The sequence below is a fragment of the Streptomyces sp. NPDC058295 genome (assembly GCF_042880655.1).
Lineage (GTDB): Bacteria > Actinomycetota > Actinomycetes > Streptomycetales > Streptomycetaceae > Streptomyces > Streptomyces coriariae.
Genome location: NZ_JBHVYO010000020.1, coordinates 66,263 through 80,108, shown reverse-complemented (window position 1 = coordinate 80,108; position 13,846 = coordinate 66,263). Strand labels below are relative to the sequence as shown.

At 69.2% G+C, this 13,846-nt stretch carries 16 protein-coding genes and 1 pseudogene; 2 read left to right on the top strand and 15 right to left on the bottom strand.

Annotation, left to right across the window (positions count from 1 at the left end):
* Nucleotides 1-32: 32 nt before the first annotated feature.
* From ACFVYS_RS22360 to ACFVYS_RS22325, 8 genes are all read right to left on the bottom strand, one after another.
* Complete coding sequence (locus ACFVYS_RS22360) at nucleotides 33-968, bottom strand: SDR family oxidoreductase (RefSeq protein ID WP_389504495.1); 936 nt, start codon at nucleotides 966-968, stop codon at nucleotides 33-35.
* A gap of 428 nt (nucleotides 969-1,396) precedes the next feature.
* A complete protein-coding gene (locus ACFVYS_RS22355) occupies nucleotides 1,397-1,999 on the bottom strand; it encodes a GNAT family N-acetyltransferase (protein ID WP_389504494.1) in 603 nt (200 codons plus the stop codon).
* Nucleotides 1,996-3,168 carry a ThiF family adenylyltransferase gene (locus ACFVYS_RS22350; RefSeq protein WP_389504492.1) on the bottom strand — a complete coding sequence of 391 codons (1,173 nt, stop codon included), beginning with the start codon at nucleotides 3,166-3,168 and terminating at the stop codon, nucleotides 1,996-1,998. The genes ACFVYS_RS22355 and ACFVYS_RS22350 overlap by 4 nt, the downstream gene beginning before the upstream one ends.
* A gap of 572 nt (nucleotides 3,169-3,740) precedes the next feature.
* On the bottom strand, nucleotides 3,741-4,034 hold the full coding sequence (locus ACFVYS_RS22345) for a hypothetical protein (protein WP_389504490.1): 294 nt from the start codon (nucleotides 4,032-4,034) through the stop codon (nucleotides 3,741-3,743).
* Complete coding sequence (locus ACFVYS_RS22340; protein ID WP_389504489.1) at nucleotides 4,031-4,678, bottom strand: dihydrofolate reductase family protein; 648 nt, start codon at nucleotides 4,676-4,678, stop codon at nucleotides 4,031-4,033. Before ACFVYS_RS22340 ends, ACFVYS_RS22345 begins: the two co-directional genes overlap by 4 nt.
* A 644-nt stretch (nucleotides 4,679-5,322) precedes the next feature.
* Nucleotides 5,323-5,649, bottom strand: coding sequence for a hypothetical protein (locus ACFVYS_RS22335; protein ID WP_389504487.1), 327 nt, complete (start codon nucleotides 5,647-5,649; stop codon nucleotides 5,323-5,325).
* Nucleotides 5,646-5,753, bottom strand: a complete 108-nt coding sequence (locus tag ACFVYS_RS22330) for a hypothetical protein (RefSeq protein ID WP_389504485.1) — start codon at nucleotides 5,751-5,753, stop codon at nucleotides 5,646-5,648. Before ACFVYS_RS22330 ends, ACFVYS_RS22335 begins: the two co-directional genes overlap by 4 nt.
* A 363-nt stretch (nucleotides 5,754-6,116) precedes the next feature.
* Nucleotides 6,117-6,518: a gas vesicle structural protein GvpA gene (locus tag ACFVYS_RS22325; protein ID WP_389504630.1), complete on the bottom strand. Its 402-nt coding sequence runs from the start codon at nucleotides 6,516-6,518 to the stop codon at nucleotides 6,117-6,119.
* 595 nt (nucleotides 6,519-7,113) lie between these two features.
* On the opposite strand from ACFVYS_RS22325, the gene ACFVYS_RS22320 reads away from it, so the two are divergent.
* On the top strand, nucleotides 7,114-7,284 hold the full coding sequence (locus tag ACFVYS_RS22320) for a DUF5670 family protein (protein WP_030933194.1): 171 nt from the start codon (nucleotides 7,114-7,116) through the stop codon (nucleotides 7,282-7,284).
* 397 nt (nucleotides 7,285-7,681) lie between these two features.
* On the opposite strand, the gene ACFVYS_RS22315 is transcribed toward ACFVYS_RS22320, so the two are convergent.
* Nucleotides 7,682-8,008, bottom strand: a complete 327-nt coding sequence (locus tag ACFVYS_RS22315) for a hypothetical protein (RefSeq protein ID WP_389504483.1) — start codon at nucleotides 8,006-8,008, stop codon at nucleotides 7,682-7,684.
* 50 nt (nucleotides 8,009-8,058) lie between these two features.
* Nucleotides 8,059-8,538, bottom strand: a complete 480-nt coding sequence (locus tag ACFVYS_RS22310; protein ID WP_389504481.1) for an ATP-binding protein — start codon at nucleotides 8,536-8,538, stop codon at nucleotides 8,059-8,061.
* Nucleotides 8,539-8,740: 202 nt separating this feature from the next.
* Here ACFVYS_RS22310 and ACFVYS_RS22305 point away from each other — a divergent pair, with 202 nt between their 5' ends.
* Entirely contained in the window at nucleotides 8,741-9,097 is a 357-nt protein-coding gene (locus ACFVYS_RS22305) for an STAS domain-containing protein (protein WP_389504479.1), read from the top strand.
* A 165-nt stretch (nucleotides 9,098-9,262) separates the two neighbouring features.
* Here the strand turns inward: ACFVYS_RS22305 and ACFVYS_RS22300 are convergent.
* The 5 genes and pseudogenes from ACFVYS_RS22300 to ACFVYS_RS22280 all read right to left on the bottom strand — a co-directional run.
* Nucleotides 9,263-9,379, bottom strand: a pseudogene (locus ACFVYS_RS22300) (ANTAR domain-containing protein); the annotation flags it as partial.
* Nucleotides 9,380-9,634: 255 nt separating this feature from the next.
* Nucleotides 9,635-10,981 (bottom strand): NADP-specific glutamate dehydrogenase, encoded by a 1,347-nt coding sequence (gdhA, locus tag ACFVYS_RS22295; RefSeq protein WP_389504477.1) that lies wholly within the window; start codon nucleotides 10,979-10,981, stop codon nucleotides 9,635-9,637.
* Between the two features lie 420 nt (nucleotides 10,982-11,401).
* Nucleotides 11,402-12,166, bottom strand: coding sequence for an SDR family oxidoreductase (locus tag ACFVYS_RS22290; protein WP_389504475.1), 765 nt, complete (start codon nucleotides 12,164-12,166; stop codon nucleotides 11,402-11,404).
* A gap of 208 nt (nucleotides 12,167-12,374) precedes the next feature.
* Complete coding sequence (locus tag ACFVYS_RS22285; RefSeq protein WP_389504473.1) at nucleotides 12,375-12,815, bottom strand: DUF2809 domain-containing protein; 441 nt, start codon at nucleotides 12,813-12,815, stop codon at nucleotides 12,375-12,377.
* 288 nt (nucleotides 12,816-13,103) lie between these two features.
* On the bottom strand, nucleotides 13,104-13,706 hold the full coding sequence (locus ACFVYS_RS22280) for a gamma carbonic anhydrase family protein (RefSeq protein WP_389504471.1): 603 nt from the start codon (nucleotides 13,704-13,706) through the stop codon (nucleotides 13,104-13,106).
* Nucleotides 13,707-13,846 lie beyond the last annotated feature (140 nt).

Genomic DNA, 13,846 nt, shown 5'->3' with positions numbered 1-13,846 from the left:
GGCGCTGTGCCCGCTGCCGACGGGTGGAGTGACTACTCGAACGGAGGGGGGCGGGTCGATGCTCGGTGGGCGTCCCAGTCGGCGCGGCCGCCGACGCCCAGGACTCCGACGTCACCGGCCAGCTCCGTCGGTGACAGCCGGCGCAGCTCACGCCGGGCGAGGTGGGTGACGATCGCCGGGAAGGCAGGCCTCAACGGCTGGCACCAGCGTAGCCACGGGGGTGCGTAGATGTGACGGGCGCGGCGAGTGATGCCGGTGGTCAGCCAGTCGGCCACCTGGTCGGGGCTGTGTACGCGCTGTGCGAAGCGGGGCTGATTGCGGCGCAGGGCCTGCAGGACGGGGTGGTCGCTGATGCCGGTGACCATGTCGGTTCCGGTCCAGTGAAGGTAGGCGATGCCGACCGTGACGCCGTCGGATTCCACCTCGCCGCGCAGAGCCAGCGCGAACGACTCCGCACCGGCTTTGGAAGCACAGTAGGCGCTCATCATCGGAGCGGAGCCGAATGCCGCGGTGGAAGCGATCTGGAGGAAGTAGCCGCGGGTGACGGTGAGATGGGGCAGGAACGACCTGGCGGTGTTGGCGGATCCGGTGAGGTTGACGTCGACGACCCGCTGCCAGAGCTCGGCCGGAGTGCGGGCGAAGGGGCCGCCGGTGGCGATGCCGGCATTGGCCACGACCACGCTCGCCGGGCCCAGCGCTCCGCTGACCTGTCTGGCCGCCCGGTCCAGGGCTGCGGAATCGGTGACGTCGGCTTCGATGCAGACGCTCCGGTGAGGCAGGGAGGCGGCCGCCCGACGGAGCGATTCCTCCTCGCGCCCGACCAGCGCCACCAGCATACCGGCGCCGGAAAGGCGTCGCGCGAGGGCTTCACCCACTCCACGAGCAGCGCCGGTGACGACCGCGACCCGCCCACTCAGCGGCGTGCCGCCCATACCGTGGCGCCGACCGGCACCCGGAGCCTCGCGCATCAACCCTCGTTCCCTCCATGCCAACGACCGACCACCGACCAACCACCGACCCTCCGCCTACCCCCGCCCTCCCTCCGCTGACGACAGTCCTGCCGGTATACCCGGCTGCACCTCGCGTACAGGTCTTCTGACCCGTACGGCCTCATTCCCGCACAATGCGGCGATTGCCGCCATACGTGCGCCGCAGCGCGGGTAGGCCGAGCCCTCGCTCCGGCCGGGTCGGCCGAGCCCGCCGACTGCGCGAGCGGCTCGCGCAGTCGGAGACCGTCTCGTCCTCCTCGAGCCGGCGCCCCTCTTGCCGCATCGTGTCGCAGAAGGGGCAAGCCAGGTCCCGGCCTGCTCGACGACCAGGCCGCGCCTGCGTAAGCCCGTAACGACGACGGGCACGAAGTCGGCGAGCCGTCCGGGCCGTGCTGCGTGGGCGGTCGTCAGGCGGGGAGCAGTGCGTCTCCGTCGAGGATGCGCCGTTCGGCGGCGCTGGCCTGCGGAATCCATTCCGGGGCCACAGCCGCGTAGGTGGCGACGTCGTGCCAGACACCCTGGGTGTTGAACAGTTGGCGAAGGGTGGCCTCGGGGTGCAGACCCGCCGCGAGCATCACGTCGCGCATTCGGGTGTGATCGGCTCGGTGCCCTGCCCAGATGCGGTGCAGGCCGAGGCGGCCGAAGCCGTACGCCATGAGGAGGCGGCCCGCCTCGTGGCCATGGCCGCTGACCGGGGCCCCCGGCAGCAGCACCAGACTGGTCAGCATGGCGTTGCGCCCGTACTCCTCCACCAGCAGCCCCATGGTGCCGACCATGGCGTCCTCGCCCGGCGCGCACACGGCCAGGGTGTGCTTGCGACGGGGCTGCACGTAGGGCTGGGAGAGGCATCGGGCGAAGGCGTACTGGGCCTGTCGGGCGTCCATCCGGTCGACGCCGAGAAAACGGGTCAGCAGGCGATGGGTGTGGATACGTTCGAATGGAGCCAGGTCGGTGGCTCGCATCTCCCGCAGCCACAGGTGTTCGCCGTGCAGTTCGGGCAGGTGGGTCACGAAACAGCTCCCATGCCGACCAGGGCCGGGACCGCACCGATCAGCTCTTCGAGGTCGACGTAGTAGCGGCCCGACGCCACCGGGCGGTCCAACAAGACGCGCCGCGCGGTGTCGGTGACCAGGGCGCCGCCGAGCATCACCCCACTTGCCAACTGCGGCCAGCTGGACAGGGTGCGGCCGATCCGGCCGAGCGCATCGGTCATGCCGGGGCTGAGGCGACTCTCGTCGCAGACCTGGAGCAGGTACGCCATGGCGCCCGCCGGGTCGAGGCCACGTACGTCCCGCGAGGTCAGATCACCACCGCGGCCGTGAAAGAGGGGCCGGTCCGGCTCTTCGTCGAAGCGCTCGACGTCCAGCAGCCCCCGGTCGTTGGCATCCATGAGGACGGGAACACGACGGGCACGGGCATGCTCGCGCGCGGCGACCTTGACCCAAGGGGTGTCACACTCCTCGATCAGCAGGTCGAGAGGATGTACAGCGTCCCCGAAGAAGGCTTCGACACTGTCCTCGGTGATCCCCTCACTCCACAGTTCGACGTCGAGGTAAGGGGCGATCTCGTACATCTGACGAGCGCACAGAACGGTCTTGGGGACCCCCAGATCGTGGACGCCGGCTCGCAGTCGGTTCAGGTTGCTCAGCCCGAGCTGGTCGAAGTCCGCGAGGCGGAACGATCCACCTACACCTTCCATGACGCAGGTGAGCGCAGCACTATTGCCCACGGACAGGCCGATCACGCCGATGCGGCAGCCGAGCAGCCGCTCCTGCTCGGCGCTGGTGATCTTGTCGCGGTTCCGGTCGGTGCGCACGCGCCGGAACTCCCGCTCCGGAAGCACGTGGACCAGCCGTCCCGACCAGGGGTACCAGACCCAGGTGCCGAAGTGCCGCCGCTCGGCACCTCCGCCCAGTTCGTCGACCGCGGCGGACAGTTGTCCCTCGGTCAAGGGATCTCCGGGCCTGAGGCAGCGCACCAGTTCGACGAGCTGGTCGTCGATGAGGTCGTGCACCTCGCGCACGTCGCCCGAAAGGAGCAGGTCGAGGAGCAGCGCACGGTCGGCACCGTCCCCCGGTCGATAGAGGACGGGCCGAACTACCGCCGCATGGGGGGCTCGTGACATGACGTCCGGCTGTGCACTGTCTGGGGATGGAATGTCAGCATTGATCACGATCATGGAAGACAGCAGTCCGCGATCTTGGAAAAGCCGGTGCGCAGGGGACGCGCAAACTCGAATTCATGCACGGCCGTTCACCACCACCACGCCACCGTTCGATCCGGAACCGTGATTCATAACCCTGCACTCGCTGCGGGTGTCGTTCACTCCTCGGCGGCCTTGCGCAGCACATCCTCGCGTCGGCCGAGCAGGACGACACGGTCCCCGCCGACGGCGAACTTCCGCGCGTCGCCAGTCCGATGCCGGTACCGCCTCCCGAAGACGATGACGCGGCGGAAGGGACGGCCATGATGCAGTGCCGTGTTGTGAGATGTCAGGCGTGTGGGTGCTGGCCGGGAGCTCGAGCCGCCCCTGAACCGGGGGCATTCGACCGGGACGCCGGGCCGGACGACGGGTGTCGGCGGACAACCATTGGGTCCCTCGCCCGTCCGGACGCAAGGTCAACCCACCGCCGCCTGGAGATGGCCCATCTCCAGGCGAGATCCGGGGGTTGAGGGGATCTGCTCCCCGCGCGAGCGGGGATGGTCGCCCATGACTGACCAGACGCCAAGCGGGCGCGAGGGATCACGGTGTCACTGCTCCTGAGAGCGCCCGCGCATCTTCCGGAGGATCTCATCGCGAAGCCGACTTCGATAGCTCCGGCCGTCGCGGACGAGTGCACCGAGCTCCTCCAGGTTCGCCAGGTGACAGGCCACCGACGCCAGGCTGCGCAGCCCGCGCTCCGGCGCCGGCTGCCGCACGGACAGCGCCTCGCCGCGGTCCTGGATGGAGTGGCGGATCGCGCGGAGGACCTCCTCCTCCCAAGCCGTTTCGCTGGGAACGCTCGCGTGGGCTGTATTGAGGTCCCGGGTCGTCTCTTGTGTCATCTGCGCCAGAAGAGGTGGTGCGTCACATCGCTCGGGCTGGGCACGACCTCCATGTGGAACCGGTCCAGCAACTGGTCGGGCGAGTCCCACAGTCGTAGCCCGTATCCGAGTTTCACCGGTGCGACGGCCACATGGAGGGTGTCGACAAGGCCGGCGTCGAGGAACTCCCGGATGGTGCTCACGCCGCCGCCGAGCCGGACGTCCATGCCCTGCGCGGCTTCTTGCGCCTGCGCCAGAACGGTGGCGGGGTCACCGTCCACGAAATGGAATGTGGTGTCGCCGAGCGTGAAGGATGGGCGCTTGTGGTGGGTCAGCACGAACACCGGCGTGTGGAAGGGCGGCTCGTCACCCCACCAGCCGCGCCATTCGTAGTCGCGCCACGGGCCGCGCTGGGGTCCGAACTTGTTGCGGCCCATGATCTCGGCGCCGATATTGTGGCTGAAGTCCCGGGTGAAGTAGTCGTCCAGGCCCCGGCTTCCTCCAGGCTCGGCGCGGTTGGGCCAGCCCGCCGTGGCGCCGGCCCAGGCGAAGAGCTTGCCCGGATCGATGTGGTGGCCGAAAGGCCGCTCCAGGCTCTGGTCCTCGCCGGCGGCGACACCATCGCTGGAGATCGTGAAGTTCTGTACTCGCAGCAGCTGATCCATGAGTTCCCTCATCAGGTCCTGTCGCATCCCCATAGGGCGATGCGTCCTCCACCAGGATGTCGAACGGGACGGGAATGGATCGACAGCGGCACCCACTTTCTTCCACAGCGCGCCCCGCGCGACCGTCGCCGGGGGTCGTCGGCCCGCCGGTACCGCGCGTGCGTCCAGTACGGCGATCCGGGAGGCAGTCGCTGCGGTGTCGAGGTCGACGCCAGGCCTGAACCACATCACCCGCATCCGGCAGGCCGCCGCCCCTCCCCCGCCGCCGGATCCCGCGGCACAGACACAACAGCCGGGCGAACCTCCCCCCCCCTCCATGACGCCTGGGTTCCGTCACAGCAAGACCTTGAGCGGCTGCCACCAGACTGAGCCCCCGATACACCGCCATGCACGGGGGCTCAGGAGCGCGCCGCCTTCCCGTATCCCTCGCGCAGGCGGCCGCTCGGGCGGCCCTCGTCTCCGAGCCCCGCCCCCAGGTAGTCCGGAACTGCTCAACGGCCGGATTGGTGATCCTCTCCAACCACCCCTCCAGGCCAACCCGGCAGCCGCCCACCACTCGGTTGGCGGGCACCCCGGTGGATCCCTTGATGAGCGCTGCTGTCCCACTGCGACGGTGGGGCCCGCCGCGATGAGCGACGTTTCCGCTACGCCTGCCCTGGACCGAAACGTTCTGACCCGTTCGGCTGAGCTGCCAGAGTTCCGGACGCTTCCGCGGTGCCGCCTTCGGCCTGCTGGGACGTGTCGACGAACTGTAGGGCAGCTGACCCGCAACTTGAGATGCGGATGCTGCTGGCGCAGTTCATCGACCGCGGCAAGAACTTGTTGTGCTGCCCTGCGGTCGACCAGGAGGGAGAAGTTGGCCAGCCAATGCTCTGCGGCCCGACGCCGACGGCCTGGGCCACCGGCTCAAGGGCCTGCTGGAGCAGCTCCGCGTCGGTCGTCTCGCGCCCATGGACGGCGGCGGCGATCATCTCCCGAGGCGGATCGCCTGCTCCTGTGTGCCGCCGCCGGTCTCGCGGTTCGCTTCTGCCAGGGACCGGATCTCCTCGTGCTCCGCCATGATCAGGCGGAACACGGCTTGTTCGTCGTGGTTGGCCTTGATGTTGTACTCCGCTGTGCCCTCCAGTGCCCGCAGTCGCTAGAGGAAGTGCTCCGCACGTTCGGCGAGCACCGCGGTCACCGTGTCTTTCGTCCCCCGAGACGCTGCCGAACCGCATCGGCAATCCCGTGCCCCCTGCTCCGGCTTCGTCAGTACACGCTGGTGAGCGAGGACATCACGGCGCTTGGGCCGCAGCTGATCGGGGCGTCGCTGACGATCACTGCCAGCTCGTCCCCGCCCAGCACGCGAACCGGCCGGGGCGGGTCTCCGACGCCGCCCCAATCCTCACGGAGACAGGTGTGAGGCGCGGATGATCCCGTAGGCGGAGATGCCCATCCCTCATTCCCTCCTCCTGCGCGCCGCCCGCTCGCCCTGCCGGTCGCGGCCCTCGTCACGTGCCTGCTGGAAGGAGTCAGAGATCGTCTCCGAGGCCCCGGACAGGGCGCCCTTGGTCTTGCCGCGGGCGCCGGACTGCGTGAGCTCTCCCGTGAGCTCCGTGAGCCCGGCCGGCCTGCGCGGCCCCGCTTCCAGGTCGAGGCGGTTGCACGCCTCTGCGAAGCGCAGGTAAGTGTCGACGCTGGCAACAACCACCCGCACGTCGATCTTGAGGATCTCGATGCCCACGAGGGATACCCGCACGAACGCGTCGATCACCAGCCCGCGGTCGAGAACGAGTTCCAGCACGTCGTAGAGGCCACTCGAACCGCCTCCTCCTCCGCCCTGCTGCGTCGCCACCGTCATCGCGACCAACCCCTTGCCGTCTTTCTCTGTGCGGTTCCGTCGGCGCCGTCCCTCGCTGCGACGCAGGCTTTCGGGTGCGAGTAGCCGCGTGCCCTGCGGCCAAACGCGCATCGGCGTGGGGGTCACCGTCTGGGCCACGCTTGCCGTTCCCGTCGTTCCCCGCTGTCCGAGGGCTGCCACACGGTCCTCGACCTGGCCCGACGGCTGGCCCGACCCGGTCTTCCTTTATCAGCGCATCACCGCGGCGGTTGAGGAACGCACGTGTACGCACGTCGGCGCACCGTACCCCCAGCGCCACACGGGCGCGGGCCCCACCGTTCCGGCCGGTGCACCAGCAGGCGGTGAAGCAGGACTCCGGACTGGCCTGGGCAACGACGCGCAGGGCGGCGAGGGCGGTCTCCGGCTGGTGGTGTCCGTGGGCCGGGGACGGCTCGGCTGAACCAGGCGCGGCCGTGCCTCAGGCTCTGGCGTTTGATCTGGTGAACACCGGTGGAGAATTCGGGTCCAGTGCCCGCAAGAGCCGTGAAGAAACCAGGTGAATCAGCCGTGTGCTCTTCGATTCGCCGGGCACCAGGAGCAACGGAGGTTGATAACTATGGTTCCCCTGCTTCTCGTTCTTCTGCTTGCTCTGATCCTCTTCGGCGCGGGCTTCGCGCTGAAGGCACTGTGGTGGATCGCCGTCATCGTGCTGGTCGTGTGGCTGCTGGGCTTCGTCATGCGCAGCGCGGACACCGGTGGCCGCAAGGGCCGCTGGTATCGCTGGTAAACCAGCCAACAGCAGCCGGCCTGTGGGCCCCCGGGGACACCCGGGGGCCCACAGACATGTCTCACTTCAGGACATCCCTTCCGACAAACCGTGTAACCACCACCTTCCCGGGCACCAGACCCCATAGCTGGGGCCCGGTGAAGCAGCGGAACCTGCCCTCCAACCACCGGACCCCAGCCACACCCAACGCCTCACACCGGCCGACCGCACTTGAGCGCGTGAAAGCACGAGAGCGGCCGATGACGCCGGGGCCGGGCTTGTCGGGGACGCTGTCAACGGCTGCTTCGGCCACCAGCGCGGGTGCTATCGGGCCGCGGGCGCGGTCGGCTACCGTGCTGCCGACCCGGCCATGCAGCAGACGCAGCACCGTTGGGCCCTACCGGCCTGCTTATGCTCGTCAGCGCTGCGTGGAGGGTGCGTGGGCCAGTGACAGGACGAGGAGGTCATCGCCCTCGGCCGCTGTGATCACGTGCCCTCGTTGTTCGAGAAGTCCAGACACCGCGGCCTGCACCATCGCCCGCATGCCATCGTTCGGTGCCCGGCCGGGCCTCTCGCCCGTCAGCGCCTGGAACTCGTCGGAGGCCGTCCATCTGATCAGCACGCCCTCAGGCATCTCGCTGACCTCAAGGCCTGGCCTGCCGGCTTCTGCCCCGGCGCTCAGATGGAAGCCCGCTTCGGCGAGAGCATGCCGGACCTGGTCGGCAAGCAAAGAGGGCGGCAGCATGGACCGCGCCTTCCCCGGATCAGACTGATCATGCGCGCCAGCCTCGCCGACTACGGGTCCGGGCGGCCGACGACGTCCCCAGCCGGATCATCGGCCAACGCGATCACCGCGGTGACGCGCTTGCCGACCGGCTCACGTCGCACTTCGTAGGCCTGGCTGACAGCGAGGGTGATCTCCAGACCGTGGCGCCCCACCCGCTCCGGGTCGGTGGCAGCCACATCCGGCAGGACCGGATCGCTGTCCCACACCGACACCCGCACCATGCCCGCACTGAGCTGCAGATCGAGCATGACCGGACCGGGTGCGTACTTCACCGCGTTCGTCACCAGCTCACTGACCACCAACTGCGTCATACCCAGCGCCCGCTCCGACACCGGCAGCCCGTGCACGGCCCGCACTTCGGTGAGAAAGCCCGTGGCCAGACGTCGCGCGTCCCCGATACAGGAGGAACCGCCGTCGTAGGCGGCGAACACCGCCGGCGGCTCGGTCCGCTGCGTCGTCTGTCCCTCATCCCCCACGGCCTGCTCCATGAGCCCGCCCCGTCTTTTGTGATCGTCACACGAAGTTCACGTTTTGCCCCCGCAGCATCGCACGCTCACCTGTCGCCTTCCCCACTTGGGGCTCATCCCGCCCGCAGAGCGCGGTTGACACGCAACGGCGGCTTGCGCTTGCGTGGGCGATGACGAGCATCGAAGCAGCGAGGACCGTCCCCATAGGGCAGGATGAGAACGTATGCGCCAGGCCCAGCTGACCGTCTCCCACCACGTGACCACTGACGGCGTACACGTCGTCCTCCTGGCCGGGGAAATCGACCACACCACCACCGATCTCTTCCGCCAGGCGCTCGCACCAGAGGGTGGCTTCGCCCGGCATACCGTCATCGACTTCCGCGCCGTCACCTTCATGGACTCCAGCGGCATCAACGTCCTCGTCGCCGCGAACAACGCCGCCCGCGCCGCCAACGGCTGGCTGCGCCTGGCCCACACCCCCAGGCCCGTGGCGCAAGTTCTGCACATCGTCGGCCTCGACGACGTCATCCGCCTCCACCCCACCCTCAACGACGCCCTCGCCGCGCAAATCGCCGCCTGACCCCCGGCTCCCCCGGCCGGCGCCGATGTCCTCATCACCTCGAGATTCCCTACCCGGGCGGGTCGGGAATCTCGTCGGGGCGCGATGCCGCCGCACGGCCGCGTCCAGCGCAAGGCCCACCGACTCCGCCAGTGGCTGCCCCAGCGCCCAGTCGATCACCATCTCAGCGACCGCGTGCAGCTTGATGTTCGTGTGCTGGGAAACCTCACGCAGCACCTCGAACCCGGCACCCGGCGGGATCCGGTGGACCGCGACAAGGACACCAATGGCCTGGCCGACCACCGCATGGAAGGCGGCGAATACTTGGAAGTCGTCGGCGAACGCCTTGACGAGCCGGGCGGTCCGGCCCGGCTCGCTCCTCCAGCCGGCTTCGCCGTCCAAGCGACCGAGGTCGGCCACGCCAGGGCTGCGCGGCAGCCGTCAGGGCTTCCGCCGGCGGGGACACAGGCTCTCGGGGGCCCCATGGCGTCCGCGCCGTCCGGTACGCCTGTGCGGTAGGCCGCGCACCGTGCGCGGCCTACCGCACAACGGCCCGCGCTATACGACGCCCTGCGCCGTCATCGCTTCCGCCACCCGCAGGAAGCCCGCGATGTTGGCGCCCAGGACGTAGTCGTCGGGGGTGCCTCCGTACATCTCGGCGGTGGTGCGGCACTGGTCGTGGACACCCCGCATGACGGCTGCCAGACGGGTCTCGGTCTGCTCGAAGGTCCACACGTCGCGGGAGGCGTTCTGCTGCATCTCCAGCGCGGAGGTGGCCACGCCGCCCGCGTTGGCGGCCTTGCCGGGACCGAACAGGACGCCCGCCTCACGGAAGACCTCGATCGCCTCCGGGGTGCACGGCATGTTGGCGCCCTCCACAACGGCCAGGACGCCGTTCTTCGCCAGCACCCCCGCTTCCTGTCCGCCCAGTTCGTTCTGTGTGGCACACGGCAGCGCGATGTCGCACGGCACCTCGAAGACCGAGCCCCGCTCGGAGAACCGCGCCGTGGGCTTGGCCTCCGCGTAGGCCGACAGGCGCGCCCGCCGCACCTCCTTGACCGTCTTCAGCAACTCCAGGTCGATGCCGTCCGCGTCGACCAGATAGCCGGAGGAGTCCGAACAGGCCACTACGGACCCGCCGAGCGCGTGCACCTTCTCGATCGCATAGACCGCCACGTTTCCCGACCCGGAGACCACGACCTTGCGGCCGTCGAGATCCTGTCCGCGCGTGGCCAGCATCTCCTGCGCGAAGTACACCGCACCGTAGCCGGTGGCCTCGGTCCGAGCCTGGGAGCCGCCCCAGGTGACACCCTTGCCGGTCAGGACTCCCGCCTCGAAGCGGTTGGTGATCCGCTTGTACTGGCCGAAGAGGTAGCCGATCTCTCGCCCGCCCACACCGATGTCCCCGGCGGGGACATCGGTGTGCTCGCCCAGGTGCCGGTACAGCTCGGTCATGAAGGCCTGGCAGAAACGCATGACCTCGTGGTCGCTGCGCCCCTTGGGATCAAAGTCCGAACCGCCCTTGCCGCCGCCGATTGCCAGTCCGGTCAGAGCGTTCTTGAAAATCTGCTCGAAGCCCAGGAATTTCACGATGCCGAGGTTCACGCTCGGATGGAAGCGCAGACCGCCCTTGTAGGGCCCGAGCGCGCTGCTGAACTCCACCCGGATGCCGCGGTTGACCTGTACCCGTCCCGCGTCGTCCACCCACGGCACCCGGAAGATCAGCTGCCGCTCGGGCTCGCACAGCCGCTCGGGAATCAACGCGTCGACGTACTCCGGATGCGCCTGCAAGGCCGGCGCCAGCGTGTGCAGCACCTCTCCCACCGCCTGGTGAAACTCGGTCTCACCGGCGTTGCGCCGGCAGACCTGTGCGTAGACGGCCTCGATGTGAGCACTGGGGTTCATGCGCGCCTGCTCTCCTGTGATCCGCCAGGCACTCACCTTCGTCCAGCGTGCCTGGCCGCTGTCCTGTCAACGAATACGGACGACAGGAGTCGCTGTGTCAGCGAGGAAGGTCACCGATATGAGTTCCGGCGGCCGCCTTTCTCGCCGCGCGGGTGAAGTCCGCAGGCCGACAAGGGCCTGCAGGGCGGCGACAGGCTCGCCCCGCGCATCGTCCTGGGCGCCCTCCTCGCCTTGTGGACGGCGCGCCGTGCCCCCTGCCCCTTGCCGGACGTGCAGCGCCGTGGCCGCCCTGGCGCGCGATCACCGGCCCTCGCCTCGTCCCTCTCGTCCGGGCGGGCGCCCCCAGCGAGAACCCGCAGCGAGAACCGGGCGGCCCTGGTCGAGCGACGGAGACCGCCGCAGCGCGGTCAGGTCCGGCGGTCAGCCGGCGAACCCCCCGTTGCTCTTCAGCAGCTGTCCGTTGATCCACTGACCGCGCGGTGAGCACAGGAACTCCACGAGGTGGGCCGTGTCCTGCGGGCTGCCCAGCCGTCCCAGCGGCGTCTGCCGCACCACCTGGTCTCGCATGTCGTCGGACATCCACCCGGTGTCCACCGGCCCCGGGTTGATCACGTTGGCGGTGATCCCGAGCGGGGCGAGTTCGTGGGCGGCGGCCAGCGTGATGCGGTCCAGCGCGCCCTTGCTGGCCCCGTAGGGCACGTTCCCGACGGTGTGGTCACTGGTGAGGCTGATCACGCGTCCGGTTCCGCGGACTCCCTGGAAGCGACGACCGTACTCGCGGATCAGCAGCCAGGTGGCGCGTGCGTTCACCGCGAAGTGGCGGTCGAAGCTTTCCAGGGTGGTGTCGAGCAGGCCGGAGTCGACCGACTCGCAGTGGCACATCACCAGGGCGGTGACGTCGCCGAGGCGGCGCTGGACCTCGTCGAAGACGCGCTCCGGAGTATCTGGATCGGCGAGGTCCGCCTCGACGGCCGCCGTCTCGGCGCCCCGTTCCGCCAGGGTCTTGGCGATGGTGTCCGCGGCATCAGCCTCGACACCCCAAGCCATCCGCGCGTCGTACGGCGTCCAGTACGTGAAGGCGACGTTCCAGTTTGCCTGGGCCAGCCGACGGGCGATGCCCGCGCCGATCCCGATGGAGCGGCCGACTCCGGTCACCAACACGACCGGCCTGGCGGCACCGGACACGGGCTTCTCTCCTGCGGTCGTCACAAGGTGTCATCGTTCGACCCACGGTGCGGACTTGGCAACCGATATTCCTTCAGCCGATCCGCAGGTCTCGGCAATGGCTCGTACGGCACCTGGGCATTCCGCTCCATGATTCCGGCCCTGGCGTCGTCCCACAGCTTTCCCTGAGGGCTGCTGCACAAATGACGATGCCCAGACGCGCAGCGGTTCAGCGTCGACCGCGCCCGGCACCACGGCGTGAGGAGAGAGACCCACCTGCGGTGTGGACGAGCCAGCCCACCACGGCGCCGACCACGTACCAGAACAGGTCGAGTGCGTTGAAGGTGGTACCGAGCACGAGCCGGGCAAGGTCGCTGCGTTGCGAGAGTTCTGCCGGCACCTGACTGAGCTGCAAGAACTCGACCGCACAACTGACGGCCAGCGCGCTTCCAGCGGCCGTCAGCGGCGTGACCCGCGGTGCCACCAGAACGACGATGGTGAAGATGAGGATGGTGTACAGCGCGTCTCCGCCGTACTTGGCCACGCCCCCTGACACCCCTGCCCTGAGTCCCAGCCCCGCAACGACGGTCAGCAGCGCCGCGCCGACGGCCAGCAGACGGGTTCGTATCTGGCCGACGTCGCCGTCATGGGTTTCGGAGATTCGAGCCACGAGGCAATACTGCCCGAAGGCCGGTGCCCGCGGTGGAGAACACCGCAGGTAGCGCGCAGGGCGCCGTCGTACGCCCCCGCTGCACCGCTCCCCGGTACACGAAGGAGCCGACCGCCAGGCCGAGGATGCCCGGCCCGAAGCGTTCCGTCGCTGAAGTCCCGGTGGCCACAGGCCTGTTCGGCCAGGTGCGGGGATGTGTTCGCCGTGAGGCAGTGATCGATGTCGGCGACCACGTTGCAGCGCCAACCGCTGTACCTGTGTACCAAGGTCGAACTGCTCCGGCGGGGCTCAGATCTGTTGGTCGTTGCTGTGGCGGCCGAGGCCGCGGCCGAAGCGTTCGGAGATGGCGGGCATCAGGCTCTCGCCGTCGGCCGGGCGGTCCAGGCCGAAGACGTAGCCGGGGAAGTCCAGGTTCTTCTGTACCGCCCAGATCCCTTCGTGGTCCCCCGGCGAAAGGATGCGCACCGGGTCGCCGACGGCGACCCAGCCGATCGGCACCATCGAGTCGGCGGGCAGCACGGTGCGCAGATGCACGATGCCGTTGATCCGCACCTCGGAGCGGGTTCCGATCCGTGCTCCGTTGAAGACGCGGCTGCCGGTGGCCAGGAAGACCTCGTCCTCGACCCGGCAGCCGGTCAGGTAGGAGGTGGGGCCCACCAGGACCTGCCGTCCCAGAATCAGCGGATCCCGTCGGGTACCACGCAGGACCGCGTTCTCCATCACGATGCTGCCCTCGCCCAGCTCCACCGGCCCGCCCTCGGCGGTGAGCACCGCACCGAACAGCACCCGGCACCCGGCCCCCACGCGCACGTCCCCGCACAGCGTGGCGGTCGGAGCAACATAGGCCGTGGGGTGGACCGTCGGCGAACAACCCTCATGAGCGATCAGCATGGCCGCGATCATGCCGCGCCCTGGGCGCCGGCACACACCATTGCACCAGGCAAGACCCGCGCCGGGCCTGGCTGAGTAGGTGCGAGAGGGTGTTCTGCTGGACTTCGTCGGACTTGGCTTGGGGCCGACGTCCAGGGCTG

Coding starts and splice junctions, on each gene's coding strand:
- ACFVYS_RS22340 (WP_389504489.1), bottom strand. CDS start 4,678: ATGGATCAGCTGCTGCGAGTACAGAACTTCACGATCTCCAGCGATGGT.
- ACFVYS_RS22305 (WP_389504479.1), top strand. CDS start 8,741: ATGCGCCAGGCCCAGCTGACCGTCTCCCACCACGTGACCACTGACGGC.
- ACFVYS_RS22335 (WP_389504487.1), bottom strand. CDS start 5,649: ATGATCGCCGCCGCCGTCCATGGGCGCGAGACGACCGACGCGGAGCTG.
- gdhA (WP_389504477.1), bottom strand. CDS start 10,981: ATGAACCCCAGTGCTCACATCGAGGCCGTCTACGCACAGGTCTGCCGG.
- ACFVYS_RS22350 (WP_389504492.1), bottom strand. CDS start 3,168: ATGATCGTGATCAATGCTGACATTCCATCCCCAGACAGTGCACAGCCG.
- ACFVYS_RS22325 (WP_389504630.1), bottom strand. CDS start 6,518: ATGACGGTGGCGACGCAGCAGGGCGGAGGAGGAGGCGGTTCGAGTGGC.
- ACFVYS_RS22360 (WP_389504495.1), bottom strand. CDS start 968: ATGCGCGAGGCTCCGGGTGCCGGTCGGCGCCACGGTATGGGCGGCACG.
- ACFVYS_RS22280 (WP_389504471.1), bottom strand. CDS start 13,706: ATGCTGATCGCTCATGAGGGTTGTTCGCCGACGGTCCACCCCACGGCC.
- ACFVYS_RS22320 (WP_030933194.1), top strand. CDS start 7,114: ATGGTTCCCCTGCTTCTCGTTCTTCTGCTTGCTCTGATCCTCTTCGGC.
- ACFVYS_RS22310 (WP_389504481.1), bottom strand. CDS start 8,538: ATGGAGCAGGCCGTGGGGGATGAGGGACAGACGACGCAGCGGACCGAG.
- ACFVYS_RS22315 (WP_389504483.1), bottom strand. CDS start 8,008: ATGCTGCCGCCCTCTTTGCTTGCCGACCAGGTCCGGCATGCTCTCGCC.
- ACFVYS_RS22345 (WP_389504490.1), bottom strand. CDS start 4,034: ATGACACAAGAGACGACCCGGGACCTCAATACAGCCCACGCGAGCGTT.